This window comes from Thioalkalivibrio sp. ALMg3 (genome assembly GCF_000381225.1).
GTDB lineage: Bacteria > Pseudomonadota > Gammaproteobacteria > Ectothiorhodospirales > Ectothiorhodospiraceae > Thioalkalivibrio > Thioalkalivibrio versutus.
In genome coordinates, this window is the sequence record NZ_KB906225.1 from 62,638 (window position 1) to 87,549 (window position 24,912).

General features: G+C 67.0%; 25 protein-coding genes and 1 pseudogene. 12 read left to right on the forward strand and 14 right to left on the reverse strand.

Annotated features, from left to right (window positions below):
• Nucleotides 1-31: 31 nt before the first annotated feature.
• The 4 genes from F622_RS0108490 (at nt 32) to F622_RS0108505 (ending at nt 5,703) form a co-directional block, all read left to right on the forward strand.
• Complete coding sequence (locus tag F622_RS0108490) at nt 32-412, forward strand: DUF2237 family protein (RefSeq protein WP_018144213.1); 381 nt, start codon at nt 32-34, stop codon at nt 410-412.
• Nucleotides 413-567: 155 nt separating this feature from the next.
• The gene (locus F622_RS0108495; RefSeq protein WP_019571709.1) at nt 568-2,892 is read left to right on the forward strand and encodes an HDOD domain-containing protein; all 2,325 of its coding nucleotides are present in this window, start codon (nt 568-570) and stop codon (nt 2,890-2,892) included.
• Nucleotides 2,893-3,103: 211 nt separating this feature from the next.
• Nucleotides 3,104-4,351, forward strand: coding sequence for an HD domain-containing phosphohydrolase (locus F622_RS0108500; RefSeq protein ID WP_051080023.1), 1,248 nt, complete (start codon nt 3,104-3,106; stop codon nt 4,349-4,351).
• A gap of 74 nt (nt 4,352-4,425) precedes the next feature.
• Nucleotides 4,426-5,703 (forward strand): EAL domain-containing protein, encoded by a 1,278-nt coding sequence (locus F622_RS0108505; protein ID WP_019571710.1) that lies wholly within the window; start codon nt 4,426-4,428, stop codon nt 5,701-5,703.
• Nucleotides 5,704-5,880: 177 nt separating this feature from the next.
• On the opposite strand, the gene F622_RS0108510 is transcribed toward F622_RS0108505, so the two are convergent.
• Together F622_RS0108510 and F622_RS0108515 are read right to left on the reverse strand one after the other, a co-directional pair.
• On the reverse strand, nt 5,881-6,471 hold the full coding sequence (locus F622_RS0108510) for a CPBP family intramembrane glutamic endopeptidase (protein ID WP_019571711.1): 591 nt from the start codon (nt 6,469-6,471) through the stop codon (nt 5,881-5,883).
• 162 nt (nt 6,472-6,633) lie between these two features.
• The gene (locus tag F622_RS0108515) at nt 6,634-8,253 is read right to left on the reverse strand and encodes a BCCT family transporter (protein WP_019568548.1); all 1,620 of its coding nucleotides are present in this window, start codon (nt 8,251-8,253) and stop codon (nt 6,634-6,636) included.
• Nucleotides 8,254-8,505: 252 nt separating this feature from the next.
• On the opposite strand from F622_RS0108515, the gene F622_RS0108520 reads away from it, so the two are divergent.
• Nucleotides 8,506-8,811, forward strand: coding sequence for a hypothetical protein (locus F622_RS0108520; RefSeq protein ID WP_018649937.1), 306 nt, complete (start codon nt 8,506-8,508; stop codon nt 8,809-8,811).
• Between the two features lie 321 nt (nt 8,812-9,132).
• Here F622_RS0108520 and F622_RS0108525 read toward each other — a convergent pair whose 3' ends face one another.
• From F622_RS0108525 to F622_RS0108545, 5 genes are all read right to left on the reverse strand, one after another.
• On the reverse strand, nt 9,133-9,399 hold the full coding sequence (locus F622_RS0108525) for a DksA/TraR family C4-type zinc finger protein (RefSeq protein WP_018938096.1): 267 nt from the start codon (nt 9,397-9,399) through the stop codon (nt 9,133-9,135).
• A 96-nt stretch (nt 9,400-9,495) separates the two neighbouring features.
• On the reverse strand, nt 9,496-10,692 hold the full coding sequence (gene trpB / locus F622_RS0108530) for a tryptophan synthase subunit beta (protein ID WP_019571712.1): 1,197 nt from the start codon (nt 10,690-10,692) through the stop codon (nt 9,496-9,498).
• 203 nt (nt 10,693-10,895) lie between these two features.
• Complete coding sequence (locus F622_RS0108535; RefSeq protein WP_019571713.1) at nt 10,896-11,519, reverse strand: phosphoribosyltransferase; 624 nt, start codon at nt 11,517-11,519, stop codon at nt 10,896-10,898.
• A gap of 43 nt (nt 11,520-11,562) precedes the next feature.
• On the reverse strand, nt 11,563-12,096 hold the full coding sequence (locus tag F622_RS0108540; protein WP_019571714.1) for a macro domain-containing protein: 534 nt from the start codon (nt 12,094-12,096) through the stop codon (nt 11,563-11,565).
• A gap of 92 nt (nt 12,097-12,188) precedes the next feature.
• Nucleotides 12,189-13,184 carry an LLM class flavin-dependent oxidoreductase gene (locus F622_RS0108545; RefSeq protein WP_019568634.1) on the reverse strand — a complete coding sequence of 332 codons (996 nt, stop codon included), beginning with the start codon at nt 13,182-13,184 and terminating at the stop codon, nt 12,189-12,191.
• A 92-nt stretch (nt 13,185-13,276) separates the two neighbouring features.
• Between F622_RS0108545 and F622_RS0108550 the strand changes: the two genes are divergently transcribed.
• A complete protein-coding gene (locus tag F622_RS0108550; protein WP_018950817.1) occupies nt 13,277-13,750 on the forward strand; it encodes an aminoacyl-tRNA deacylase in 474 nt (157 codons plus the stop codon).
• Between the two features lie 101 nt (nt 13,751-13,851).
• On the forward strand, nt 13,852-14,289 hold the full coding sequence (locus F622_RS0108555) for a nucleoside deaminase (RefSeq protein ID WP_019571715.1): 438 nt from the start codon (nt 13,852-13,854) through the stop codon (nt 14,287-14,289).
• A gap of 51 nt (nt 14,290-14,340) precedes the next feature.
• Here the strand turns inward: F622_RS0108555 and F622_RS0108560 are convergent, their stop codons facing one another.
• The 6 genes from F622_RS0108560 to sohB form a co-directional block, all read right to left on the reverse strand.
• Complete coding sequence (locus tag F622_RS0108560; RefSeq protein ID WP_038038162.1) at nt 14,341-15,414, reverse strand: succinylglutamate desuccinylase/aspartoacylase family protein; 1,074 nt, start codon at nt 15,412-15,414, stop codon at nt 14,341-14,343.
• A gap of 97 nt (nt 15,415-15,511) precedes the next feature.
• The gene (gene rimK, locus F622_RS0108565; protein ID WP_018144195.1) at nt 15,512-16,417 is read right to left on the reverse strand and encodes a 30S ribosomal protein S6--L-glutamate ligase; all 906 of its coding nucleotides are present in this window, start codon (nt 16,415-16,417) and stop codon (nt 15,512-15,514) included.
• A complete protein-coding gene (locus tag F622_RS0108570; RefSeq protein ID WP_019568637.1) occupies nt 16,414-16,917 on the reverse strand; it encodes an ATP-dependent zinc protease in 504 nt (167 codons plus the stop codon). The genes rimK and F622_RS0108570 overlap by 4 nt, the downstream gene beginning before the upstream one ends.
• A gap of 104 nt (nt 16,918-17,021) precedes the next feature.
• On the reverse strand, nt 17,022-17,486 hold the full coding sequence (locus F622_RS0108575) for a DUF302 domain-containing protein (RefSeq protein ID WP_019571718.1): 465 nt from the start codon (nt 17,484-17,486) through the stop codon (nt 17,022-17,024).
• Between the two features lie 194 nt (nt 17,487-17,680).
• Nucleotides 17,681-18,184, reverse strand: coding sequence for a DsrE family protein (locus tag F622_RS0108580; protein ID WP_019568639.1), 504 nt, complete (start codon nt 18,182-18,184; stop codon nt 17,681-17,683).
• Between the two features lie 77 nt (nt 18,185-18,261).
• Nucleotides 18,262-19,347, reverse strand: coding sequence for a protease SohB (gene sohB, locus F622_RS0108585; RefSeq protein ID WP_019571719.1), 1,086 nt, complete (start codon nt 19,345-19,347; stop codon nt 18,262-18,264).
• Nucleotides 19,348-19,394: 47 nt separating this feature from the next.
• Here sohB and F622_RS0108590 point away from each other — a divergent pair, with 47 nt between their 5' ends.
• From F622_RS0108590 to F622_RS0108605, 4 genes and pseudogenes are all read left to right on the forward strand, one after another.
• A complete protein-coding gene (locus F622_RS0108590) occupies nt 19,395-19,784 on the forward strand; it encodes a hypothetical protein (RefSeq protein WP_018144190.1) in 390 nt (129 codons plus the stop codon).
• Nucleotides 19,785-20,079: 295 nt separating this feature from the next.
• Nucleotides 20,080-20,973: pseudogene (locus tag F622_RS13425) on the forward strand (LysR family transcriptional regulator).
• Between the two features lie 99 nt (nt 20,974-21,072).
• Entirely contained in the window at nt 21,073-22,857 is a 1,785-nt protein-coding gene (locus tag F622_RS0108600; protein ID WP_019571722.1) for an N-acetylglutaminylglutamine amidotransferase, read from the forward strand.
• A gap of 7 nt (nt 22,858-22,864) precedes the next feature.
• The gene (locus F622_RS0108605; protein ID WP_019571723.1) at nt 22,865-23,293 is read left to right on the forward strand and encodes a DUF488 domain-containing protein; all 429 of its coding nucleotides are present in this window, start codon (nt 22,865-22,867) and stop codon (nt 23,291-23,293) included.
• 10 nt (nt 23,294-23,303) lie between these two features.
• Here F622_RS0108605 and moaB read toward each other — a convergent pair whose 3' ends face one another.
• Nucleotides 23,304-23,840: a molybdenum cofactor biosynthesis protein B gene (gene moaB, locus F622_RS0108610; RefSeq protein ID WP_019571724.1), complete on the reverse strand. Its 537-nt coding sequence runs from the start codon at nt 23,838-23,840 to the stop codon at nt 23,304-23,306.
• A 59-nt stretch (nt 23,841-23,899) separates the two neighbouring features.
• On the opposite strand from moaB, the gene rluB reads away from it, so the two are divergent.
• The gene (rluB, locus tag F622_RS0108615; RefSeq protein WP_019571725.1) at nt 23,900-24,907 is read left to right on the forward strand and encodes a 23S rRNA pseudouridine(2605) synthase RluB; all 1,008 of its coding nucleotides are present in this window, start codon (nt 23,900-23,902) and stop codon (nt 24,905-24,907) included.
• Nucleotides 24,908-24,912: the final 5 nt, after the last annotated feature.

Here is a 24,912-nt window from a genome sequence, read left to right on the forward strand (position 1 = left end):
CCTGTAGGAATAGCAGACGGAGATTCCCTCAATGCAGCCATTTCCCTCGAAGAACGTGTTTGGCGGGGCCCTGGAGCCCTGCAGTCGCGGACCGGTCACCGGGTTTTATCGCGACGGTCGTTGTGCCACCGGCTACGACGACCAGGGCATGCATACCGTGTGCGCCGAGCTCACCCGCGAGTTTCTCGATTTCTCCCTGGCACGGGGGAATGATCTGATCACGCCGGTTCCGGAATTCGGCTTCCCCGGCCTGGAGGCCGGGGATCGCTGGTGCCTGTGCGCCGCGCGCTGGCTGGAGGCCTACCGGGCGGGGGCGGCGCCCGGGGTCTTCCTGCGCGCGACGCACGAGGAGACCCTGGCGGTGATCCCGCTGGACATCCTCAAGGAACACGCGCGCGACCCAGCTGATTGAGATGGAGGCCCTCCTCGGAGGGTCGGTAGGGGGCCGGGGTGGGCCCCGCTGAAATACAGGGAGAAGACGGATGGATCCGTACATGGTGGGGCTGACAATCGCTCGGGTCGATAACGTGGGCATGGGGAATCGGGGGGTGGCCGGTGGTTGACCGCATGGCCGTGCCCGAGATCGAACGCTTCCGGATCACGCGGACGCTGGGTACGAGTGCCCGCGACGGGCTCTATGTCGCGCACGACCCGCTGCTGGATCGGCAGGTCGCGATTCGAACGCTGACCAACGTCGCGGCGGACGCTTCGACCCGCCAGGCATTGCTTGAAGACGCCCGCCGGTTAAGCCGCTTTCGGCACCCGAACATCGCTCCAATCTTCGAGGCGGGGGACTACGCCGACGGCGTCTACCTGGTGTTCGAGTACGTCGAGGGCGAGACCCTGGAGCAGATCCTGGCGCGCGGACCCTTGCCGATCGATCGCGCCCTGGCCCTGATGCGCGAGCTGCTGGATGCGGCAGCGGCGGCGCACGAGCAGGGCATCCTGCACGGGGCCCTGCAGCCGGCGAACGTGACCGTGAACCCCGAGGGACATGCGCGCATCACCGGGCTGGGCATGGCGCTGCCCGACGTGGCCGCGCGTGGCGAGAGCCACCTGCCGGATACACCCTACTACCTGGCGCCGGAACGGCTGGCGAATGAGGCCGCGACCGAAGGGTCCGACGTGTTCTCCCTGGGGGCCTTGTTCTTCGAGATGCTGACAGGCGAGCGCGCGTTTGCCGGTGATAGCCCCGCGGCGATCCGGCAGGCGATGCAGGCGGGGGCGCTGGAGCCACCCTCCGGTCGCACCGGCAATGGCGACGAACGCTTCGACGCCCTGGTACTCCGGGCCACCCGCCCGGATCCCGCCGAACGTTTCGCATCGGCCCGCGAGTTTCGCGAGGCGCTGGTGGTGGCCGTCGAGGGCGAAGGCCAGACGGGCGACGGATCGCAGGACTTCATCCTGCGGCGGATCCGGCGCAAGCCTGATTTCCCCGGTATCTCCAGCCACATCCGCGAGATCACCCAGTGTTCCGACGACACCATGAAGCGCTCGGTGGCCGAGCTGTCGAATGCCGTGCTGAAGGACTACGCCACCACGCAGAAGCTGCTTCGGCTGGCGAACTCCCCCTTTTACAGCAACTTTGGCGGCAATATCCGCACCGTTTCGCGCGCGATCGTGCTGCTGGGCTTCGAGCAGGTGCGCACGGCGGCGCTCGGGCTTGTGCTGTTCGAGAACCTCAAGGGTGGGCGTCATTCCGGACGCCTGATGGAGGCGCTGGTCGGCACCCTGTTCAGCGCCATGCTGGCGCGTGATCTGGCGGAGCAGGTCGGCGGGGTGGAGAGCGAGCGGGCGTTCGTCTGCGCGCTGTTCCACGATATCGGTCGCATGCTGGTGTTGTACTACCTGCCGGAGGAGGCGGACGAAATCCGCATTCGTGTGGGTCAGGGTACGGGTGAGGGCAGTGCCGCCCGCCAGGTCCTGGGGATCTCCTACGAGGCCCTGGCGCGCAGCGTGCTGGAGGACTGGAACTTCCCGCGCGAGATTGTTACGTCGGTGGAACGGGCTCCCTCGGGCACGCTGCCGGCCGCGCGGGATGCCGACCAGCGCCTGCATCGCATCGTCACCCTGGCGTCGGAGATGGGGCAATGCATTACCCAGGCGGATCGTGACCAGCAGGGCGCTCTGCTGACCGATCTGCGCAGGCGCTACGAACGTGCCCTGGGCGTGGATGCCCGCGGCATGCAGCGGGCCATCAAGTCCGGGCGCGAGCATATGGATCACTTCCTGACGGTGGTCAAGCTGCCGCCGGAGGGCCGCGAGCCGTTGAACCGGCTGAAGGCGAATCTGGGTGTGCAGATCGATGACAGCGACGCGGCGGATATCGAAGCCGCGGAGGGGAGCGGCGAAGCGGCGGCAGCCGCAACCGCCGATCCCGCCGCCCAGGCCGCGGCACTGATGGAGACCCTCACCGACATGCTGGACAGCATGGTGGGCGAATTCGAGCTGAACACATTGATGCAGACAACGCTCGAGACCCTGTACCAGACACTCGGTCTGCGGCGGGTAATGCTGATGCTCGCCGATCGCGAGCATCGGGTGCTGGTGGCGCATACCGCCTTCGGAAAGGATGCCGAGACGCTGTCCGGACGGCTGCGACTCGCGCTCGCAGGCAAGGGCGACATCCTGTCGCTGGCCCTGGAACAGAAGAAGGACCTGGTCATCACCGACAGCCACGAGGCCTCGATCAGTCGCTATATCCCCGACGAGTTTCGCCAGGCCCTGGATGCGCGCAGTTTTCTCCTGCTGCCGCTGGCGGTGCGCGATCGTTGTATCGGGCTGCTGTATCTGGAATTGCCGGCCGGCGCAGCCGTGGAACCGACGGTCCTGCGGGCCCTGAAGGCCGTTCGCAATCAGATGGCTCTGGCCATTCGGCAGGCGCGCGATTGACGCCGCCCCCGCCCGAGGACGCGCGCGGGTGGGGGCGGTCTGCTCAGTGTCGATCGCTCCCCCTCAGTCCGCCGGATGCCGGCTTTTGCGAACGACTAACGGATTCTGCACTCAATCGCTGTTGCCCCTCGATAAGTGGCGCTAAGGTGGAGATGATGCAAAGCTGGTCGAACATTATGGCGGCCAGATGCGACAGTTGGACAACAGTGGTATGCCCTGGGGACTGTTACAGCAGGAGATCCCGGTTTCCGATCTGCAGGTTGGTATGTACGTCAGCCGGCTCGATCGTCCGTGGCTGGAGACGCCCTATCTGGTCGAGGGGGTGCGGATTCGCTCGCAGGACGATATCGACGAGCTCGCTCGCCATTGTGTGCATGTGTTCGTTGATCTGGAGAAGAGCGCGCCGGCGTCGTTGAGCCGGCTGCCATCGGCCGCGGAGTCCGCGCGGACTGCCGTGACGGCCTCGAGCCCGGCCGAGGCCGCCCAGTTCCGCGGCATGACGGTGTATCGCGATCACTGCTCGGTGGAGCAGGAGCTCCCGGCGGCCAGGGAGGCTCAGGCGATTGCCGGGCGTGTGCTGGAGCAGATCCGTGCCGGCATGGAGCGCAACCCCGGGGTGCGTCTGGCGGCGGCCCGCGAGGCGTCCGAGGCGTTGCGCGAGAGCGTGGAACGCAACCCGGACGCCCTGCTGCTGCTGGCCAGGCTGAGCCACTCGGACGATGTGCTGTACGCCCACTCGCTCAATGTCGCGATCCATCTTCTGGCGCTGGGTCGGCACATGGGGCTGGATCGAGCCGAGTTGTCGATCCTCGGGCTGGGTGGTCTGCTGATGGACATCGGCAAGATGCAGATGCCGCGGACGCTCCTGGGGCGCCGCACGCGGCTGTCCCCGGATCAGCGGCGCGAGATTCAGCGCCACGTGGAATATGGCGAGGCGATCCTGCAGCGCTCCCACGGGATCCCGGAGGGCGTGCGCGACATTGTCGCCCAGCACCACGAACGCGAGGACGGGCGTGGCTACCCACGGGGTCTGGTAGCCAACCAGATCTGTGCCTATGCGCGCATGGCGGCTATCGTGGATTCCTACGAGGAAATGCTGACGGAGGGCGGCCTGGCCGGGACCCCCTTCGAGGCCTTGAAGGAACTGCGGGAGCACGCGCGCTGGGGGCTGAATTCGGCGCTCGTGGATCAGTTCACCCACTGCGTGGGGTTGTTTCCCGTGGGCAGCCTGGTGGAGCTGGACAACGGCGAGGTCGCGATCGTGCTGAGTCACCGCCGCACGCAGCGCTTCATGCCCCGGGTGATGCGCATCCTCGATCCGTCCCATATGCCGTATCCCGACCCGTGGGAGCTGGATCTGGGCTCGCCTGCGCCGGATTCCGAGGAGGCGCGGCGGCAGATCCTGCGCGACCTTCCGGCGGGTGCCTACGGGGTCGATCCGGCGCGCTATTATCTTTGAGTAGGTGCGCATTCCGTATTGGGGACCGCATCTACTGATTTCGCCGCATGGGCGTAGCCGCCGGACTTCTGTCGATGTCGAATCTGTTTGAATATCACGATTTTCTCCGTGCCCTGGACGGGACTTCCCCGTGCCCGCAGGAGGCCGGGGCGCAAGCAGCCGTGACCGTCATCGAACTGGAGGGGCTAAGGGACGTGGACGCGGCCCTGGGGTACGCCGCGGGAGACGAACTGATCCGGAACGCGGGTCAGGCGCTGGCGAGCGCCCTGAGCGACGGCCTGGTCGGGATCACCGGACGCCATCAGATCACCTGTGCGCAACCGGCCGTGGCCGGGAGTGGGTTCGCCGAACTGGCGGCCCACAAGATGCTGCGGGTGTTGAGTGAACCGTTTGCCTGTGGTGAGCGGCAGGTGCTGCTTTGGCCGCGTGCCGGGCTGGCGCTGGCGGGCCCCCGGGTGGTGCACCCGCAGGATTTGCTGGCTCATGCCTATGCCGCGGTTCGGCAGGCGCGACGGGCCCGGGCGCGCCTGCGCCTGTATGCCCCGGAGGCGGCGGCGACCATGCTGGAGGGCGTGGATCTGTGGTCCCAGCTGGGGCAGGCCATCGAGGAGGGAAGCCTGCACCTCGAGTATCAGCCACAGGTCGCGCTGGCATCGGGCTGCGTGCAATCGGTGGAAGCCCTGTTGCGCTGGGATCACCCGCAGTATGGCTCGATCCGTCCGGACACCATGGTGCGGGCGGCGGAGGGAACGGACCTGATGCCCCGGCTGACGCACTGGGTCTTCAACACGGCCCTGCGCCAGTGTGCCGAGTACCGCCAGGCCGGGCTGGATGCGGGGATCTCGGTGAACTTTTCTGCCGACGACCTGCAGGAACGGGAGGTGGTGGATCTGGTGGCGCAGTCACTGGAGGTCTGGCAGGTGCCGGCGGAGAGCGTCACGGTGGAGCTGACCGAAACCGCGGTGATGGAGAGTCACGACGCCGAGGCGCGTGCGGCCCTGCACGGGATGAAGGACCTGGGCTTGCGGGTGTCCATGGATGACTTCGGTATTGGCTATTCGTCGATGGAGCGGCTGCTGCGCATGCCGCTCGACGAGCTCAAGATCGACATGACCTTTGTCCACGAACTGGTGTCCAGCCGGCCGCACCAGCGCATCGTGGAATCCATGATCGGGCTCGGCCAGAAGATGGGCCTGAGCGTGGTGGCCGAGGGCGTGGAAGATCAGGAAACCCTCGACCGCCTGCGCGCTCTGGGCTGTGATCTGGTGCAGGGTTTTTATCTCGGCCGGCCGGCGCGCCTGGCGCAATTCATGGAACAGACGCGCGCGGGCCGTGACCCGGGCGCGTGCTGAACCCGCCCAACCCGTCCTCGTTGCGGCGCGCCAGCGCACCGATCCCGCAGTCTGGAAGCATGACGCGTGCTCCCGGGGCAGGCAGTCGGTGACGTCGACCCCCCGCCCGTGGATGGCATCCAGCAGTGGCAAGGCGGGGTTTGGCGGGCCCGTTCCCCCTGGATAATTGCTGGATGATCAGGCGCCGCCCTTGCCGGCATCGCGGGAACGCAGGTACCAGTGGATGACGATCCAGTCGTACAGGGCATGGGTGACGATCACCACCAGCAGGTTGCCGGTCAGGTGATAGAGCACCCCGAGGTAGAGCCCGATGACGGTGGCGAACACAAAGTACAGGCGGCTGATCGAATGGGCGAGTCCAAACACGATCGCCGCGGCGACGATCGCCCACTCGGGTGACCAGCGTTCGGTCAGCCAGCCCTGCAGCACGCCGCGCACCAGGAGCTCCTCGCCCACGCCGGCGAGGACGGCGATCAGCAGCACGGCGCCAGGCAGGGCGTGGCGAAAGAGTTGGTGCACGAAATCGCGCACCTGGTCGGCCAGTGCGCGGTAGGGCTCCCAGCCGCTGATCGCAAGCGTGCCGAGCAGCATCAGCATGGGCAACACGGCAAGGGCGCCCAGCGCGGCGGCCTCCAGGCTCCAGTCGATTCGCTCGTTGAGCGGGATGCCGGCCACCCGGGCCAGGATCAGGGCGAGCGGGATCAGCGCGGCCTGAAAGGCCAGGCCGGCCAGCAGCGGGTGTCGCGCGACCGCTTGACGGAAGCTCATGGGTGTTGCGCCGGGACGTGTGGACTCATCCGCGAGAGGATGCCCGATTCCGGGGGTGGTTGTCCCCAACGGAATGGCCCCCGCGGCGCCGAGACCGGCGGGCGCGGGGGCCGGGTGGGGAGGCTGGATGGCCTGTGGTGGCCATCCAGGCGGCGGCCGGCGTCAGGTCTTGGCTTCCTCGATGCGGATCAGGGCCAGTTCGTGGAACAGTCCCTTCATCAGGCTGACGCACATCAGCAGCAGCACGATGACGAATGGCAGGCCGGTGCTCACCGCCCCCGCCTGCAATGCATTGAGGGCCGCTGCACCGCCAACCGCCAGCAGGACCCCCGCGACCACGCCCTCGGTGGTGGCCCAGAACAGGCGCTGGGATTGCGGGGCGTCGGTCTTGCCGCCCGAGGTGATGGAGTCGATCACCAGGGAGCCCGAGTCCGAGGAGGTGATGAAGAACACCAGCACCAGGGCGATCGCCAGGAACGAGGTGATGGCGGTGAACGGCAGGTGCTCCAGCATCTGGAACAGGGCCAGGGAGGAGTCGGAGATGCCGTCCGCCAGGGCCCCGATGCCGTCCCGCGCCTGAGTCAGGCCGGAGCCGCCGAAGGCGCTCATCCAGACCACGGTGACCAGGGTCGGCACCAGCAGTACGGCGGTGACGAACTGGCGTACCGTGCGGCCGCGGGACACGCGGGCGATGAACATGCCGACGAACGGCGACCAGGAGATCCACCAGGCCCAGAAGAAGATGGTCCAGGCGTGGTAGAAGGTCTCGTCCTCGCGCCCGACCGGGTTGCTGAGCGGGATGAAGTACTGCACATACCCGGTGACCGTGGTGCCGATGCTGGAGAGGAATGCGAGGACGCCCCCGGCGATCATCACGAACAGCAGCAACAGCGCGGCGAACACCAGGTTGATGTTGCTGAGCACCTTCACCCCGCCGTGGATGCCGCGCATGATCGACAGCAGGGCGATGATGGTCACGCCGATGATGATGGCGACCTGGGTGTTCAGGCCGGAATCGATGCCGAACAGGAACTCCATGCCCGAGGCGGCCTGCTGCGCGCCGAGGCCTAGCGACGTGGCCAGACCGAACATGGTGGCGAGCACGGCAAGGGTGTCGATCACGTGGCCGATCGGGCCCCAGATGCGTTCACCGAGGATCGGATAGAACGCGGAACGGATAGTCAGTGGCAGGCCCTTGTTGTAGGCAAAGAACGCGAGCGCCAGGCCGACGACCGCGTAGATCGCCCAGGGATGCAGTCCCCAGTGATACATGGTGGCCCCCAGCGCGGCCTGCCGGGATTCTTCGGTCCCGCCTTCGATCCCCAGCGGTGTGCCGAACCATTCGGTGAAGTAGCCCACCGGTTCGGCGACGCTCCAGAACATCAGGCCGATGCCCATGCCCGCGGCGAACAGCATCGAAAACCAGGAAATGACCGAGAATTCCGGCTTGGCGTCCTGGCCGCCGATGCGGATGCGCCCGATGGGCAGGACGACCAGGGCCAGGCAGAACAGGACAAAGATGTTGCCGGCCGACAGGAACAGCCAGTCGAAGGTGCGGCCGATCCACTGACGCGTGTTGTCGAGGTGCTCGTTCGCCTGTTCCGGAAAGACCAGGGACAGGATGACGAATGCGATAATCAACAGGGCGCTGGTGACGAAGACCGGATTGTGCAGGTCCAGCCCCAGCGGGTTGATGTTCTGCTCGCCGATCTCGTGGTCGGTGTCGTATTCGGCTTCCAGTTCCTTTTTCTGCTCTTCGAGATCGTGCGGATTCTCGTTCACCGTCTCCTCCTCCCTTCTTGTTTTTATCGGGTGCCTGCGTCAGCCTCGGCGCGCGGCGACCTCGTTGAGTAAAGACGGGCAATCGGCAAATTGCAAAGCCCTTTGGCCGATTGGTTGCACGGGCGTTATGGGGACACGGATCCGCGTCTCCCGGGGGCGACAGGCGCACACGGTGCATGCTCGCAGTGGCCCCACGGTCCACGCACCGTTACCGTAGTAGCGACGATGAACCCATGTGCAGAGGGGAACCGAATGAAGGCCTTGTTGATTGATCCGGAGCAGCAGACGATCGAAGCCGTGGACGTCCAAGGGCGTGACGACATTGCCCGGCTGATCGGGTACGACACGCTCGAGTCCGACGAGATCGGGCCGGATGGTGATCGCCTGTTCTTCGACGAAGAGTGCTTCCTGCGCGGAACCACCGGGCGCTTTCAGATCGACAGCGTGATCCCGGTTTCCGGCAAGGGGCTGGTGGTTGGCAGTGACGACGATGGCGCGACCCTTAAGGACGTCGCATCCGATCTGGAGTCCATCCGGGGGCGGATGAAGTATCTCTAGGAGAACACTGATTGATGTACACGCTCGCGCGCGAGTCGCTTTTGCGTGCGAACAAGGCGCGGTGACTGCCGTGCAGTCATTCTGCACAAGGGAGCCGCAACGCCGTTCCCGCGCCCGTTTTCATCAACAACGGGCGGCCGAGCCCCGTCTTTCAATAGCTTGTGGGGTTGGTACCCCAGGTTCCCCGATCCTGCGTTGCGCCCCGAAGACATCAAAAACGGGCGGGTAGAACCACTACCCGCTGCACGACGCGCCTGGTCTCGGAAAACCTGGGGTGCCAACGCGAGCGTGTACATTAATCAGTGTTTCCCTGGGGCGAGATCAACGCAGCTGGCTGTCCTTGGAGGCCCGCCGGTTGTAGGGGCTGGTGGCCTGCTGTGCCGCGTCCTCCGCCTCCTGGCAGCCCACGCACAGGCGCACGCCCGGCAGGGCCTGGCGCCGGCCTTCGGGAATCGGCGCCCCGCATTCCTCGCACTCTTTCAGACCTTCCCCGGTGGGAATCTGGCTGCGCACCCGTTGCAGGGCGTCCTCGACCGTGTTGTCGATCTGCTCCTGCTCCGCACCGTCTTTTGCCCATCCGCCTGCCATCGCGAGGCCTCCGCCCGTGGTCAACAAGAGTGAGACCGGCGCAACCTGGCCTGAAGTTCCCGTAGCGCCGCCTTCGAGCCGTATTGGCGAGGCGGGCTATCCGTGTCCGAACTCGCGGGCGACGTAGTCGATGTCCTTGTCGCCACGACCGGAGAGGTTGGCCAGGATCGTCGTGCCCGGGTTCTCGCGGCCGTGCTTCATGGCCCAGGCGACGGCATGGGCGCTTTCCAGGGCCGGGATGATCCCCTCGGTGCGCGAGAGCTGGTAGAAGGCATCCAGGGCCGCGTCGTCGTTGATGGCGTGGTAGGCGACGCGCTGGGTGGTCTTGAGGTAGGAGTGCTCCGGGCCGACGCCGGGATAGTCCAGCCCGGAGGCGATGGAGTGGACCGGGGCCGGATTGCCCTCCGCGTCGGCCAGCAGCATGCACTTGAAGCCGTGGATCATGCCCGGCTTGCCGTAGGTCATGGTGGCGGAGTGCTCGCCGAGCTTGGTACCGCGCCCCAGCGGCTCCACGCCGTTGAGTTGCACCTGGTCGTCCTCGATGAAGCCGGCGAACATGCCCATGGCGTTGGACCCACCGCCGATGCAGGCGACCACGTGATCCGGCAGCTCGCCACCGCTCATCTCCAGGTACTGCTCGCGGGCCTCGATGCCGACCACCGACTGGAAATTGCGCACCATCAGCGGGAACGGGTGCGGCCCGACCACGGAACCGATCGCGAACAGGGCCTCGTCCGCCTGTGAGAGATAGGACTGGAAGGCGGAATCCACCGCCTCCTTCAGCGAGCGGCCACCGAAGGAGACCGGCACCACCTGGGCCCCCATCAGCTTCATGCGGGTCACGTTGGGTGCTTCCTTGGCGATGTCGATCTCGCCCATGTGGATCTCGCATTCCATGCCGAAGTAGGCCGCCGCAGTGGCCAGCGCCACGCCGTGCTGGCCGGCCCCGGTCTCGGCGATCAGCTTGCGTTTGCCCATGTGCTTGGCCAGCAACGCCTCGCCCATGCAGTGGTTCAGCTTGTGCGCGCCGGAGTGGTTCAGGTCTTCGCGCTTGAGATAGATATGCGCGCCCACCGAACGGCTCAGGTTATGGGCGTAGTACACCGGCGTCGGGCGCCCCTGATAGTGCTTGCGGATGTAGCGCAGTTCGTTCAGGAAATCGCCGGAGCGCGCCAGGGTCTGATAGGCGTGGTTGATCTCGGCGAAATGCGGTTCCAGCTCCGGCGGCAGGAAGGCGCCGCCGAATTCGCCGAAGTAGCCTTCCGGGTTGGGGAAATCCTTGAGATACGACATGGGCAGTCTCGATGCCAGGTTGGTGGGCCGGGTGGAAGGGCCCGTTGGGTTGGATCGGGTTTCGTGACCCGGGGTGACCGGGCCGGGTGGAAGGGCCCGTTGGGTTGGATCGGGTTTCGTGACCCGGGGTGACCGGGCCGGGTCCATATCATCCGTTCCCCGAACCCGATTGCCAACCCGGGCGGATCCCGGTCCGCGTCGTCCTACGCGGAAAAGGGCAGGTCGTTGTAGCGGATTACGCGGTCCAACTGGGCCGCGTCGAGCTCGAGGCCGTAGTCCTGCTGCAGACGCGTGCGCAGCTCGGTGGCGGTGGTCGGGGGCGGGTCCATTTCGCGGGCGAACTGGCCGACATCTTCGATGACGGCCCAGGGGTAGAGGATCCAGCGCCACTCCTGCACGGCCTGACTGTGGAGATCGGCGGGGCACTGGGTGCTGGCCTTTTCATGCAGCACGGCGGTGCGCACGGCGGCCGGTTGGAAGCCCTCCAGATGGGGGCGGGCGGCCACCAGGGTGTCGCCGGAGTCGTTGACGTCGTCGACCAGCAGGACCCGTTCGCCGCGCACATCCCCGGCCAGCGGGATGGTAACGGCCGCTCGCTGCTGTTCGCGCGCGCCCGAGGTGTAGTGCTCGACCTTGAGGCTGAGCAGCTTGTGCACTCGGAGGAAGTCGCACAAGAATCGCGCGGGCATGAACCCGCCGCGGGTGATGGCTACGATCGTGTCCGGCCGAAAGTCGCTGGCCCGTATCTGGCGTGCCAGGTCGTCGGCGCGGCGGACCACCTCCTCGACCGGGATCAACTGCACGGGCATCTTGCGCGGCGGATTCATGCGTGGAGCTCGTGGAGGTGTGAAGCCGTGGGAACGGCGGTGATCATGGCGTCAGTTCGCCAAGGATGCGGGTATGGATCTCCAGATCGCCCTCGGTATGCAGCACGAAGCGGACATGGCCGACGGCATCCAGCCGGGGCGTGGCGGCGATCACGGTTTCCAGGGCGATGCGGGCGGCTTCCTCGACGGGATAGCCGAAGGCCCCGGTGGACAGCGCGGGAAATGCGATGCTGTAGGCCCCGGCTTCTTCGGCGCGGGTGAGGGCGTTGCGATAGCAGGCAGCCAGCAACCGGCTGGCCGGTTCGTCGTGCCCGTAGACCGGTCCCAGGCAGTGGATTACGAAGCGATTGGGCAGGTTGTGGGCGCCGGTCAGTACGGCCTGGCCGGGTTCAATCGGGGCCAGGGGCTGGCATTCACGCTCCAGACCGGGCCCCGCGGCGTGGTGGATGGCCCCGGCCACGCCGCCGCCGGGCCGCAGCCAGGCGTTGGCGGCATTGACGACCGCGTCCATGTCGCGCTGGGCGGCGATATTGCCGGTGATGCATTCGATGGTGATGCCGTGGACCTTGACGCGCATGTGTCCCCCTGTTTCTGAATGGGCTCGGCCACTCCGGCCGTTGCCTCAAGCATAGGGCCCCATTTCGGTCGGGTGAACAGGTGGTCCGGTTTTCACATGGTGATTCGGTCGCGCACCTCCGCCGTTAGTTCCAGCGAGCGCCGGCGCGCCGCATGGTCAAAGGTGGAGGTGGTCACGATCAATTCGTCGGCGCCAGTCTGGTCGAGAAACTGGCGGATCTCGGTTTCCACCGTGTCCGGCGCGCCAATCGCGGAACAGGCCATCGTCTGTTCGACGATCGCGCGTTCGGCGCGGTCGAGGCGTTCGCGGTAGCCCTCGATCGGCGGCTGGATCGGTTCGGGGCGACCCCGCCGCAGGCTGACAAAGGCCTGTTCCATGGAACTGGCCAGGGTTCGCGCCGCGGCGTCGGTGTCGGCGGCATACACGTTGTAGCCGAGCATGGCGTAGGGGCGATCCAGCCATGCGGACGGCCGGAACTGGCTGCGATACAGCTCCAGTGCATTCATCAGATGCCCGGGCGCGAAGTGCGAGGCAAAGGCATACGGCAGGCCCATCTGCGCGGCCAGCTGGGCACCGAACAGGCTGGAACCGAGAATCCAGACGGGTACGTGCTGGCCGGCGCCGGGGATGGCGCGAATTACCTGGTCCGGCTGGGGGTCGTCGAAATAGCCCAGCACCTCGGCGACGTCACGCGGGAACTGGTCGGGGTCGATATCCGGGGCCCGGCGCAGGGCGCGCGCGGTGGTCGGGTCGGTGCCGGGTGCGCGCCCCAGCCCGAGGTCGATGCGGCCCGGGTACAGCGCGTTCAGGGTGCCGAACTGTTCGGCGACCACCAGCGGGGCGTGGTTGGGCAGCATGATGCCCCCGGCACCCACCCGAATGCGCTGTGTGGCGGCTGCCACCTGGCCGATCACCACCGCCGTGGCTGCGCTGGCGATGCCGGGCATGTTGTGGTGTTCCGCCAGCCAGTAGCGCTGGAAGCCGAGGGCCTCGGCGTGTTGCGCAAGATCGAGGGTGTTGTGCAAGGCGTGGGTGGCATCCCCGTCAGCGGTGATCGGGGCCAGGTCGAGTACGGAAAAGGCAGTCATATGCTTGATTGTACCGACCTGCTGGATCCGTGCAGACGTAGGCGATCCCGGTGGGGTCTATAGTCGAAGGAAGACACTGCGGAGCGTGCGCCATGAGTATCCCCGGGACCCTGAACAACTTTCTGGCCGAACATGCGGTGGCCTACCAGCTGGTGCCCCATCCGCATTCGAATTCGGCCAGCCGCACGGCCGAGGCGGCCCATGTGCCGGGCGACGCCGTGGCCAAGGCGGTGTTGCTGGTCGAGGAGGATGGACAGTACCGATTGGCCGTCGTGCCGGCCACGCGCCGCGTAAAACTGGGGCAGTTGCACCGGTTGTTGGGCGAGCACGTGGGCCTGGCTACCGAGGACGAGGTGGCCAGCGTCTTTGCTGACTGCGAACGCGGCGCAATCCCCGCTCTGGGCGCCGCTTACGGGCTTGAAACCCTGCTTGATGACAGCGTGCTGGAACAGCGCAACGTGTATTTCGAGGCTGGCGATCACGAGTCGCTCGTCCGGCTGCGCGAAACGGATTTCCTCCATCTGCTCGGCCTGCCGCGGCGGGGCCAGTTCAGCGCCCACATCTGACGCCCGCTCCATCGGCGTCTCACGCGTGGGGCGGACTCGATCTTGCAATGCCACATCAGCTACCGTCAGCCTGAATTCGTTGCGACAACTGGGTGACGACGATGGATCCGTTTCTGGAAATGGCGCTCGACGAAGCGCGTACGGGGCTGGGCGAGGAGGGGATCCCGATCGGGTCGGTGCTGGTGCACCGGGGCGAGGTGATTGGGCGCGGGCACAACCGGCGGGTGCAGCAGGGCAGCGCGATCCTGCATGCGGAGATGGATGCGCTGGAGAACGCTGGCCGGCAGCCGGCGCAGGTGTATCGCGAATGCACGCTCTACACCACGCTCTCGCCCTGCGCGATGTGTAGCGGCGCGATCGTCCTCTACGGTATTCCGCGAGTGGTGATCGGGGAGAACGAGTCGTTCCTGGGGGAGGAGGCGTGGTTGCGCGGTCACGGCATCCAGGTGGACGTGGTCCAGGACCCGGGCTGCCGCGAACTGATGCGTGCGTTTATCGAGACGCACCCCGAGCTGTGGCACGAGGACATCGGCCACTGAGCCGGATGGCCGGCGCAAGGGCCGCGCCCGGCGTGTCCCTCGGCGTCTCCTTCAGGGTGTCTCGAGCCGCTGCTGATCGGCGTAGGGGTAGTCGCTGGCCTCCAGGTTTTCCTGAAAGGTCTCCAGGCGTTCCACGGCGAGGTCCGTACGGTTGAACTGGGCGATGTGGAACAGTGCGTCCCCTTCGTTGATCAGCGGCAGGTTGAGCTGACCAATGATGATGCCGGAGGCCGGGGCGAGGATCTCGGTTTCGGTTTCGCCAAACGGGTCGGAGATGATCGCCAGGCGGGTCTGGTCGCGGACCACGCGGTCCCCGTGGCGCACGAAGGTGCGCAGGATGCCGCTTTGGGGCGCGCGGACCCAGCCGCTGGTGCGCGCCATGATGGGTTCCTTGCGCGGGCGCCGGCGTACGGCCGGCAGCATGCCCAGATGGCGCATCACCTCGATGATGCCGTGCACCCCGCCGCGGATGGAGAGCTCGTCGAAGCGCAGGGCCTCGCCGGCCTCGTACAGCAGGATGGGGACTTCCCGTTCCGCGGCGGCCTCGCGCAGGGAGCCGTCGCGCAGGGCCGAGTTGAGAATCACCGGGGCCCCGAAGGCGCGCGCCAGATCGAGGGTCTCGGCGTGATCGAGGTTGGCGCGGATCTGCGGCAGGTTGGAGCGGTGGATGGCGCCGGTGTGCAGGTCGATGCCATGGGTACTGTTCTGCACGATTTCGCGCATGAACAGGCGCGCAACGCGAGCCCCCAGTGAGCCCTTCTGCGAGCCGGGGAAACAGCGGTTCAGGTCACGCCGGTCGGGCAGGTAGCGGCTCTGGTTGATGAAGCCGTGCATGTTGACCACAGGGATGGCAATCAGGGTTCCCTTCATGCGCCGCAGGGCGGGGACTTTTAGCAGGCGGCGGATGATCTCGACGCCGTTGATCTCGTCGCCGTGGATGGCGGCGCTGACAAACAGCACGGGCCCTTTGCGCCGACCGCACAGCACTTGTACCGGCATGTTGGTCGGGGTGTGGGTGTACAGCGCTCCCAGTTCCAGCTCCACCGTGCGCCGTTCGCCGGGGCGGACGGTGGTGCCACCAATGGTGATCGGCTTGTTGCGCAGTGACTGGGGTATGCCGGGCATCAGGGAGCCACCGAACAATGTGCATACGCCCGCGCGGGTCGCTCTTGCGTGCGGTCCACCCGCTGCGAGTGAAGTGTAGCCCTGCGACTCAAGGACACTAGCCGCTCCCTTTGGTCTTCGTCCGGTTGGGCTTGGCGTTCTTCTCGATGAACTCGATGATCATGCCCGCCACATCCTTGCCCGAGGCATTCTCGATGCCCTCCAGGCCGGGTGAGGAGTTCACCTCCATCACCACCGCACCGTGATTGGAACGCAGCAGATCCACGCCACAGACGTTCAGGCCCATGACCTTGGCCGCGCGTACCGCGGTGGCGCGTTCTTCCGGGGTGATGCGGCACAGGGAGGCACTGCCGCCACGGTGGAGGTTGGAGCGGAACTCGCCGTCCTTGGCCTGGCGCTTCATCGCTGCGACGACCTTGTCGCCGATCACGAAGCAGCGGATATCCGAGCCCTTGGCCTCCTGGATGTATTCCTGCACCAGGATGTGCTGCTTCAGGCCCATGAAGGCCTGGATCACGCTCTCGGCCGCCTGCTTGGTCTCGGCGAGTACCACGCCCAGCCCCTGCGTACCTTCCAGCAGCTTGATCACGCAGGGCGCGCCGCCCACGGTCGCCAGCAGGTCATCGATGTCGTCCGGCGAGTGGGCAAACCCGGTCACCGGCAGGCCGATGCCGCGGCGCGAGAGCAGCTGCAGGCTGCGCAGTTTGTCGCGCGAACGCGAGATGGCCACCGACTCGTTCAGCGGGTAGACGTTCATCATCTCGAACTGGCGCAGGATTGCGGTCCCGTAGAAGGTGATCGATGCCCCGATCCGCGGGATGACCGCGTTGAACTGGTCGAGGATGTCGCCCTTGTAGTGGATCTGCGGGCTGTGCGCGGTGATGTTCATGTAGCAGCGCAACGGATCCACCACACGGACCTCGTGGCCGCGCTGTTCGGCCGCCTCGACCAGGCGTCGGGTGGAATAGAGTTTGCTGTTGCGCGAAAGGATGCCGAGTTTCATTCAGGCGCCTGCTGGGCTGTAGGGATTTGCGGTCGGTGGCTGGCGACAAACGAGGCCTGGGGGTCGACAAGAAAGCGACCGCGCATGGCCTCGCGGCCGAGCAGCATGCGAAAGAGCATGGTATCGCGGCTGGTCAGGGAGAGTTCAACTGGCAGTACTACGGCACCGAGTTGCACCCGGGTGGCGATGAAGTAGCGCTCCCCGGTGTGCCCGCCGGAATCCGTCACCTTGCGGACATCCAGCACCGGCGCCTCGCACCACATTTCGGTCTCGGTATCATGCTGGTGGGGGTGAATGCCGAAGCGCACCCACTCGTGGTCATCACGCGTGAAGGGTTCGATCTGGAAGGTATGCAGCGCGGAACTGCGGGCTCCGGTATCGACCTTGCACTTGATCGCGGGGATGCCGAGGTCGGGCAGGCCGACCCATTCGCGCCAGCCGAGGATGGGCCGGTCGCGGATGTCGGGTGAGGTCTGGCTGGAAGGGGACGGGCGATCCACGTCGGCTCCCGGAAAGGATGGAAGCCTCACTATAACCAATCGCCCGCCCGGCGCGAGTGAACCTCAGCAGGGCTGCGCCCGTGCGGCGGGGATCGAGCAGATGCTCAGTCCTCGGCGATTGCCGCGTTGGTCAGGTTGTCCAGCGCGTTGCTCATGGTATCGAGGATGTCATCGCGGTCGTCGATGCCGTGGCGTTCGGCCACCCATTCCGGATCGTTGTAGGCGAGCCAGGTCTGGCCGTCTGCGTCGGTCCACGCCAGCGCCTTCATCGGCAGGTCGATGCCGGCAGTCTGCTGGCTGGTGAACAAGTGGCTGCCGAGCGCCGGGTTGCCGAACATCAGGAGTTCGGTCGGGCCGAGTTCGATATCCACGCCGTCCGCCTTGGCGGCGTGGTCCCAGCGCAAGGCGACGCCGATATCGTTGGCTTCCAGGGCATTCTCCAGCCGATCCAGGGTCTCGGAGGCGGAATGCGGGCTGGCCTTGGCGATCATCCCGGGTACGTCGGCGGCCAGCGCCGGGGTCGTGATCAGGGCCAGGGGCAACAGAGCGGTCAGTAGCGTCTTCTTCATGACAACGTCCTCGTGCAGTAATGGGTGCGTCGAGCCAGTGGCGACGATCGACCGGGTGGTTTCGTCAGCACGTCCGGAAAAGGTAGGCGACCCATGCAGAATTTTCAGCGACCGGTCGGCGGAAGCGTGATCGGGTCGTGGGACGACGCCCGTGCACGGTGTTCGGCCCTGGGTGGCCGAACACCGCTCGAGGATTACTGCATCAGCAGATAGCCTTCGTGCTGCAGTTCGATGATCTCGGCATCGGCCATCGGTACGACGTTCACGAAGCCATGCACGTCTTCCACGTCGATGCCGCGCAGGCGCGCAGAGGCCTCGCACATGCGGAACTCGATATTGCCGGCCTGGGTGAGCGAGCGGGCGCGGCGCATCAGTTCCTCGTGCTCGCCGAACTCGTCGCGAGTGAAATACGGGACCTCGGCACCGTGCAGCACCAGGACGATGTGCGATTCGAACGGGTCCGCCTCGTAGACGTTGTTCAGCATGCTCACGCGGTCCAGTACGCCCTCCAGCTCGCTGGGGCTGCTGGTATACACGTCGTAGACCACCTTGCGGGGTTCGTACTGCCGGTCCATCTTTTCGGCCGAGCCCCAGGGCAGGTTGTCGTCCGCGCCGGCCACAAGCGGCGTGGCCATGAGACTGGCGGCGGCCAGCAGGATCAGCAGAAGACGGGTCAGTGGGTGGTTGTTTCGTTTCATGAGGGACTCCGATTGTTGCAGTAGATCGTGTGAGGTTGACGTTCTCGCCCGCCAAAGCGTTCCCCGGCAGGTGGACTTTACATCCGGGTTTCCGGCCCCTGGCTGCGCAAAACGCGCTCGAGGATGGATTCCATCGCAAAGGTGATACGCCGGCCCAGGGTCTGCGGGCGGTGATAGGTCAGCTCGAATACGTCCGCCTCGCGGGTCAGCTCCAGCAGCAGATCGTCGCTGGTGCGCAGTTCGTCGGCCAGCCCCATCTCGCGGGCCTGTTCGCCGTACCAGTGTTCGCCGGTGGCGACCTGGTCCAGGTCCAGTTGCGGGCGGTAGCGGGCGAGAAAGGTCTTGAACAGCTCGTGGGCCTCTTCCAGTTGTTCGCGGAATTTCTTGCGGCCCTCGTCGGTGTTCTCGCCAAGCATGGTCAGGGTGCGCTTGTATTCGCCAGCGGTCAGCAGTTCGATGTCGATATCGTTGCGCGACAACCAGCGGTGAAAGTTGGGGATCTGGGCGACCACGCCAATCGAGCCGAGCACCGCGAATGGCGCGGCGACAATGCGGTGACCGACCGCCGCCATCATGTAGCCGCCGCTGGCGGCGACGCGGTCCACCGCCACGGTCAGGTCCAGCCCGGCTTCGCGCAGGCGTGCCAGCTGGGCGGCCGCGAGCCCGTAGGAGGGCACCAGCCCGCCGGGGCTCTCCAGGCAGACGATGGCGCGGTCCTGTTCCGGTCGCGCCATGGTGAGGATGGCGGTGACCTCCTCGCGCAGGCTCTCGACGCTGGAGGCGCGGATATCACCGTCGAAGCGCAGGACGTACACGCGCGGGCGTTCGGCATCCGCCTCGCGGTCGGAACGGGTGCCACCGAGCTTGTCGGTCTGTTCGGTTTCGGTTGTGGCGGTCGAGTCCCCCATCCCCTTGCGCGGCAGCTTGCGTGCGGCCCAGTGGCGCAGGCGTTCCACCCGCCCGCGGCGGCGCTCCACCGCCCGGCGCACGGTCTTCTCCATCCGCTCGAAACGATCGTTCAGGCGTTTGACGTTCAACCGGTCCGGCTTGCCCTCGCGCGACCGGCCGACCAGGCCGGCGATCGCACTCAACACAATGAGCCCGGCGATGACGGCCGTGGCGGCCTTGGCGACGAAAAGTCCGTATTCCTGAAGAAATTCCATTGGGTGTCCTTGATGAGCCGGGATGTCCGCGCAGGCATAATGCCAGCATGGATACCGATACAGTTGAAGACCCTCGTAGCGCGGGACGGTTTCACGGCCAGGAAGGTTCCGCGGCCGGGCCGACGCCGGAGCCGATCATCCATGCCGGGTATGCGACCCTGAGTCTGCGCCAGGTCGATGCATGGAACGGCGTGCCCAAGGGCACGGCCTTCCGTCTGTTCAAGGCGCGCAAGCATCAGCTGCGCGAGGGCGTGGACTTCTTCTACATCCCGGAAGGCCGCGACCCCGAACTCACCGAGACCCTGCGCCTGGACGGACGGATCTACCCCTCCACCGTACACCTGGTCCTGTTGACCGGCGCGGCCTATGCCCGCATGCGCGAGGAATGGCATGCGCGGACCCACAATCCGGGCTGCGGCTGCCCCGAGGAACACTAGGGGTGCGCGCATCAATGGTCCCGTTCGTGCTCGAGTCGATTGTGCTCGCGGACGCGGCAGAGCGACTGCCATGCCTTCGCTCTGCACAAGGGAGGCGCAACGCCGTCAGCGGGCCCAACGTTAGAAGGCAAACGCGGCCGCGGCGCGTCATTCAATGGTTTGTGGGGTTGGTGCCCCAGGCTTCCCGACCCTGTGTTGCGACCCGAGACAGACCAAAACCGGCCGGTAGCTTCACGTTCGGTGGCGCGCCGCGCCAGGTCTCGGGAAACCCGGGGCACCAGCGCGAGCGGGTAGCTTGATCCGCGTCACTCTCGAACAGTGGCGCATGCTGCAGGCGGTGGTGGACGCCGGGGGCTTTGCGCGTGCTGCGGAACGGGTGCACAAGAGTCCGTCGAGCATCAACCACGCGGTGCAAAAGCTGGAAGAACAGCTGGGCGTCGACGTCTTCGAGATCAAGGGCCGCAAGGCGGTGCTTACCGCGGCCGGCGCGGCGCTGTTGCGCCGGGCCGGCCACCTGCTGGAAGAGGCGGCGGAGATCGAGACCCTGGCCGGTGCGCTGGCCGCCGGGGTGGAATCCGAAATCCGGTTGGCAGTGGATCAGCTCCTGCCGCGGGCGCCAGTGATCGGGGCCCTGGAGGGGTTCTCACGGGCCTACCCGGCCACTCGCATCCAGCTGCACGAGGTGGTGCTGAGCGGTGGGCCGGATCTGCTGCGCGAAGCGGCGGTGGACATCCTGCTGGGTCCGGAACTGCCATCCGGCTACCTCGGGACCTGCCTGGGCGAGTTGTCGATGGTGTGCGTGGCGCACCCTTCGCATCCCCTGGCGCAGGGTGAAGCGCCGCTGACCCGGCGCGATCTGCAGCCGCACCGCCAGGTCGTGGTGCGGGACTCGGGTGCCCAGGCCTCTGGTGAGGGCGGCTGGGTGGAGGCGGACCAGCGCTGGACGGTGTCGCACATGGGTACGGCCTGCGAGATCCTGCGCTCCGGGATCGGTTTCGCCTAGATGCCGGAGGACCGGATCGCCGAGGATCTTGCCGCGGGAGGCCTGGTCGAACTGAATCTGGAGGCCGGGGCGCGGCATGCGGTGCCGTTCTACATTACGCATGCCGATCGCGACCGAGCCGGCGCGGCCAGCCAGTCCCTGATGGACGCACTGGAGCAGGCGTTTCGAACCGAGCAGTCGTCCTGATCGCCGCTTGGGGGGCGGGTTCGCCCGCGAAGCCCCGCCCGCGTCGGACGATGGCCACGAAGCACAACCCAAGAAGTCCCAACCAGCAAGGAACCAATCATGTGCGGGATCGCAGGAGAATTCGTCTGGGGTGAACGGCGCGCGAGCGGCGAGGCGGTCGCGCGCATGCTGCCCTGTCTGGAACGGCGCGGGCCGGATGCCGACGGCCTGTGGGCTTCTGGTCGGGTCGCCCTCGGCCACCGGCGGCTGTCGATCCTGGACCTGTCGCAGCGCGCGCACCAGCCGATGTTCGATCCGGAGACCGGGCTTGCGCTGGTGTTCAACGGGGCGATCTACAACTTCCGTGCGCTGCGCAGCGAACTGGAAGGACGTGGCCACCGCTTCTTCTCCACCGGCGACACCGAGGTCATCCTGCGCGGCTACGCCGAGTGGGGCGAGGGCATCGTCGCCCGACTGCATGGGATGTTCGCGTTCGCACTGTTCGATGGCAACGCCCAGCGTCTGTTGCTGGCGCGTGACCGCATGGGCATCAAGCCGCTGTACCTGGCCCGCGTCGGCGAGGGCATCCGCTTCGCCTCCAACACCCAGGCGCTGCTGGCGGCCGGCGACGTGGACACCGAGCTGGATGCGGAGGCCCTGCACATGCTGTTCTCGCTGCACGCGGTGGTGCCCGCGCCGCGCACCGTGCTGCGCGGCATCCGCAAGCTGGAGCCGGGGCACTATCTGAGCATCGACGCGCGGGGCCAGGAGCGGTTGCAGCGCTACTGGACGCTGCACGCACACCGCCCGGCCGAGCCGGTATCGGACGGCGAGTGGCAGGAACGCATCGAGCATTCGCTGCGCCAGGCGGTGCGCAAGCGGCTGGAGGTGGCCGATGTGCCCGTCGGCGTGCTGCTCTCCGGTGGGCTGGATTCCTCCCTGCTGGTCGCGCTGGCGATGGAGGAGGGCGCCCAGGACCTGCGGACCTTTACCGTCGGCTTCGAAGACCAGCCGGAGGAGAAGGGCTCCGAGTTCGAGTATTCCGACCCCGTCGCCGAGCGCTACGCGACCGACCATCAGGCCACGCTGATCCCCAACGACCAGGTGCTGGCCCGGTTGCCGGAGGCCGTGGGTGCCATGGCCGAGCCGATGTTCGGCCAGGATGCGGTCGCGTTCTATCTGCTCTCGGAGCAGGTCTCGCAGCATGTGAAGGTCGTGCAGTCGGGGCAGGGAGCCGACGAGGTGTTCGGTGGCTACTTCTGGTATCCGCAGATGGCGGAGGATCGCCATGGCGACTGGGTGGAACGCTTCCGGCGCCACTACTTCGACCGCGATCATCCGGAGATGGCCGAGATGCTGCGCCACCCGCCGGCGAACGACGTCACTGGTGACTGGTTGCGCGAGCAGTTCGCCGAACTGGAGACCGACCGCGCGGATTCCTTCATCGACGCCGTGCTGGCGCTCGACGTGACCACGCTGATCGTGGACGACCCGGTCAAGCGCGTGGACAACATGACCATGGCCTTCGGCCTGGAGGCGCGGGTGCCGTTTCTGGACCACGAGCTGGTCGAGACCGCCGCCGCGATGCCGCCGCACCTGAAGCTGGGCGATGGCGGCAAGGACGTGCTGCGCCGCATCGCTCGTGGCCGGCTACCGGACGCGGTGCTGGACCGGCCCAAGGGCTACTTCCCGGTGCCGGCACTGAAGTACGTGCGCGGCGATTTCCTCGAGTTCATGCGCGACATCCTCACCTCGCGCGCCTCGCGCGAGCGGGGCCTCTATCAGCCGGCCTACATCGACAAGCTGCTGGATGCGCCCGATCAGTACTTCACCCGCATCCAGGGCTCCAAGCTCTGGCACGCGGCCCTGCTGGAGTACTGGTTGCAGACCCACGTGGACCGGTAATCGCCGTATGGAACGGGTGCGGATCCGGCGCGTCTACGACCCGGTCGATCCCGGGGATGGGACGCGTGTGCTGGTCGACCGCCTGTGGCCGCGCGGGGTGAAAAAGTCGGCGCTCCTGCTGGACGCCTGGGAAAAGTCGCTCGCTCCGTCCACCGACCTGCGACGCTGGTTCGGCCACGATGTGGAGCGCTGGCGCGAGTTCTGTCGCCGGTACCGGGCGGAACTGGGAGCGGCGCCCGAGGCCTGGGGCCGCTTGCTGGGGTTTTCCCGTCGCGGCCGCCTGACGCTGCTGACCGCAACCCGGGACGTCGAGCACAGCCATGCGGCGGCCCTTGGCGCTCTCCTCGACGCCGAACGCGCCGAGGAGGAACCAACGGGCGAGCGCGCCTCGCCGGTATGCTTCGCGCCCGACGAGTCCGGGCCGGCCCCGGATTGATCGTGTCTCGTCAAACTTCCTTCAGGCGCGGCATCAGCATGGTGAGGTTGCAGGGCATGGTGCGGTCGTCGAGCTGGGCCTGGATGATGCGGTCCCAGGCGGTGCGGCAGGCGCCGGTGGAGCCGGGCAGGACGAAGAGGTAGGTGCCGTTGGCAACGCCGGACAGGGCCCGTGACTGCAGGCTGGAGGTTCCGATCTCGTCGAAGGAGAGCATGCGGAACAGCTCGCCGAAGCCCTCGATGGTCTTGTCCAGCAGGACCGAGGCGGCCTCGGGGGTGCCGTCGCGGCCGGTAATGCCGGTGCCGCCGGTGGTCAGCACCGCGTCGATAGCGGGATCGGCGATCCAGCGCGAGAGTTCGGCGCGGATGGCATAGATGTCGTCCTTCACGATCTTGCGCTCGGCCAGCCGGTGACCGGCGCTTTCAAGGCGTTCCACCAGGGCGTCGCCGGAACGGTCCTCCGCGAGTTCGCGGCTGTCGGAGACGGTGAGCACGGCGATGTTCAGCGGTGTCTTGACGGGCTTGGTTTCCGGCGCGGAATCGGTCATGGCAACGTCCTGTTGGTGTATCGTGGCGTCCATCTTAATGAGTTGCTGGAGTTCCGGGAATGTCGGAGCGGGTACAGAAGGTCCTGGCGGCGCGCGGGCTGGGTTCGCGGCGCGAGATCGAGGGCTGGATCGAGCGCGGCGAGGTGCAGGTGAACAACCGCACCGTGAAGCTGGGCGACCAGGTCGACGAGCACGACGTGATCCGCGTGCGCGGGCGCATCGTGCGGCGCCCGGAGCATCCGCATCGGTGGATCGTGTATCACAAGCCGGTGGGCGAGATCTGCAGCCGCTCGGACCCCGAGGGGCGGCGGCCGGTGTTTGCCAGCCTGCCGCGGTTGAAGGGGCAGCGCTGGGTGGCCGTGGGCCGGCTGGACCTGAATACCTCGGGCCTGTTGCTGTTCACCACCGATGGCGAACTGGCCAACCGGCTGATGCACCCGAGCATGGCCCTGGAACGCGAGTACGCGGTGCGCGTGCTGGGCGAGGTGCCGCCGGCGACCCAGGACATGCTGCGCGAAGGCGTGGAACTGGAGGATGGCGCGGCCCGTTTCGACAGTCTGGAAGAGCAGGGTGGGGAAGGCGCCAATCACTGGTTTCATGTGGTGGTCAGCGAAGGCCGCAACCGGCTGGTGCGCCGCCTGTGGGATGCGGTCGGGGTCACGGTCAGCCGCCTGATCCGGGTGCGCTACGGGCCGGTGGTCCTCGGGCACGGGCTGAAGACCGGTGCGGTGCGGGATCTGGAGACCCGCGAGGTGGCCGGGTTGTACGAGGCGGCAGACCTGCCCGTGCCCGACTCCGTGCGCACGCGCGGTCGCGGCGGCCCGCGACGCGATCCGCGCGGCAAACCGCGGGATCAACGCCCCGGCAAGGCGGCGCCGGCGGGCAAGGCCCGCAACAGCCGGGCGGCGCGCGAGGACGGCTGGAGTTCGTCGCCGCCGAAGAAGCCGGGCAAGTCTTCGTCCCCCGCGGGGCGCGGCGGCTCCCGGGGCGCGAAGCCTGCGGGAGGTCGACCCGGCGGCGGCCGCTCGGGCGGCGGTGGCAAACCGGGCGGTAGCCGTCAGCGGTAGCTCCT

What these genes read in the sequence shown, in the direction of transcription:
- F622_RS0108490 (WP_018144213.1), top strand. Translation starts at nt 32, where the DNA reads ATGCAGCCATTTCCCTCGAAGAACGTGTTTGGCGGGGCCCTGGAGCCC.
- F622_RS0108495 (WP_019571709.1), top strand. Translation starts at nt 568, where the DNA reads ATGGCCGTGCCCGAGATCGAACGCTTCCGGATCACGCGGACGCTGGGT.
- F622_RS0108500 (WP_051080023.1), top strand. Translation starts at nt 3,104, where the DNA reads ATGCCCTGGGGACTGTTACAGCAGGAGATCCCGGTTTCCGATCTGCAG.
- F622_RS0108505 (WP_019571710.1), top strand. Translation starts at nt 4,426, where the DNA reads ATGTCGAATCTGTTTGAATATCACGATTTTCTCCGTGCCCTGGACGGG.
- F622_RS0108510 (WP_019571711.1), bottom strand. Translation starts at nt 6,471, where the DNA reads ATGAGCTTCCGTCAAGCGGTCGCGCGACACCCGCTGCTGGCCGGCCTG.
- F622_RS0108520 (WP_018649937.1), top strand. Translation starts at nt 8,506, where the DNA reads ATGAAGGCCTTGTTGATTGATCCGGAGCAGCAGACGATCGAAGCCGTG.
- F622_RS0108525 (WP_018938096.1), bottom strand. Translation starts at nt 9,399, where the DNA reads ATGGCAGGCGGATGGGCAAAAGACGGTGCGGAGCAGGAGCAGATCGAC.
- trpB (WP_019571712.1), bottom strand. Translation starts at nt 10,692, where the DNA reads ATGTCGTATCTCAAGGATTTCCCCAACCCGGAAGGCTACTTCGGCGAA.
- F622_RS0108535 (WP_019571713.1), bottom strand. Translation starts at nt 11,519, where the DNA reads ATGAATCCGCCGCGCAAGATGCCCGTGCAGTTGATCCCGGTCGAGGAG.
- F622_RS0108540 (WP_019571714.1), bottom strand. Translation starts at nt 12,096, where the DNA reads ATGCGCGTCAAGGTCCACGGCATCACCATCGAATGCATCACCGGCAAT.
- F622_RS0108545 (WP_019568634.1), bottom strand. Translation starts at nt 13,184, where the DNA reads ATGACTGCCTTTTCCGTACTCGACCTGGCCCCGATCACCGCTGACGGG.
- F622_RS0108550 (WP_018950817.1), top strand. Translation starts at nt 13,277, where the DNA reads ATGAGTATCCCCGGGACCCTGAACAACTTTCTGGCCGAACATGCGGTG.
- F622_RS0108555 (WP_019571715.1), top strand. Translation starts at nt 13,852, where the DNA reads ATGGATCCGTTTCTGGAAATGGCGCTCGACGAAGCGCGTACGGGGCTG.
- F622_RS0108560 (WP_038038162.1), bottom strand. Translation starts at nt 15,414, where the DNA reads ATGCCCGGCATACCCCAGTCACTGCGCAACAAGCCGATCACCATTGGT.
- rimK (WP_018144195.1), bottom strand. Translation starts at nt 16,417, where the DNA reads ATGAAACTCGGCATCCTTTCGCGCAACAGCAAACTCTATTCCACCCGA.
- F622_RS0108575 (WP_019571718.1), bottom strand. Translation starts at nt 17,486, where the DNA reads ATGAAGAAGACGCTACTGACCGCTCTGTTGCCCCTGGCCCTGATCACG.
- F622_RS0108580 (WP_019568639.1), bottom strand. Translation starts at nt 18,184, where the DNA reads ATGAAACGAAACAACCACCCACTGACCCGTCTTCTGCTGATCCTGCTG.
- sohB (WP_019571719.1), bottom strand. Translation starts at nt 19,347, where the DNA reads ATGGAATTTCTTCAGGAATACGGACTTTTCGTCGCCAAGGCCGCCACG.
- F622_RS0108590 (WP_018144190.1), top strand. Translation starts at nt 19,395, where the DNA reads ATGGATACCGATACAGTTGAAGACCCTCGTAGCGCGGGACGGTTTCAC.
- F622_RS0108600 (WP_019571722.1), top strand. Translation starts at nt 21,073, where the DNA reads ATGTGCGGGATCGCAGGAGAATTCGTCTGGGGTGAACGGCGCGCGAGC.
- F622_RS0108605 (WP_019571723.1), top strand. Translation starts at nt 22,865, where the DNA reads ATGGAACGGGTGCGGATCCGGCGCGTCTACGACCCGGTCGATCCCGGG.
- moaB (WP_019571724.1), bottom strand. Translation starts at nt 23,840, where the DNA reads ATGACCGATTCCGCGCCGGAAACCAAGCCCGTCAAGACACCGCTGAAC.
- rluB (WP_019571725.1), top strand. Translation starts at nt 23,900, where the DNA reads ATGTCGGAGCGGGTACAGAAGGTCCTGGCGGCGCGCGGGCTGGGTTCG.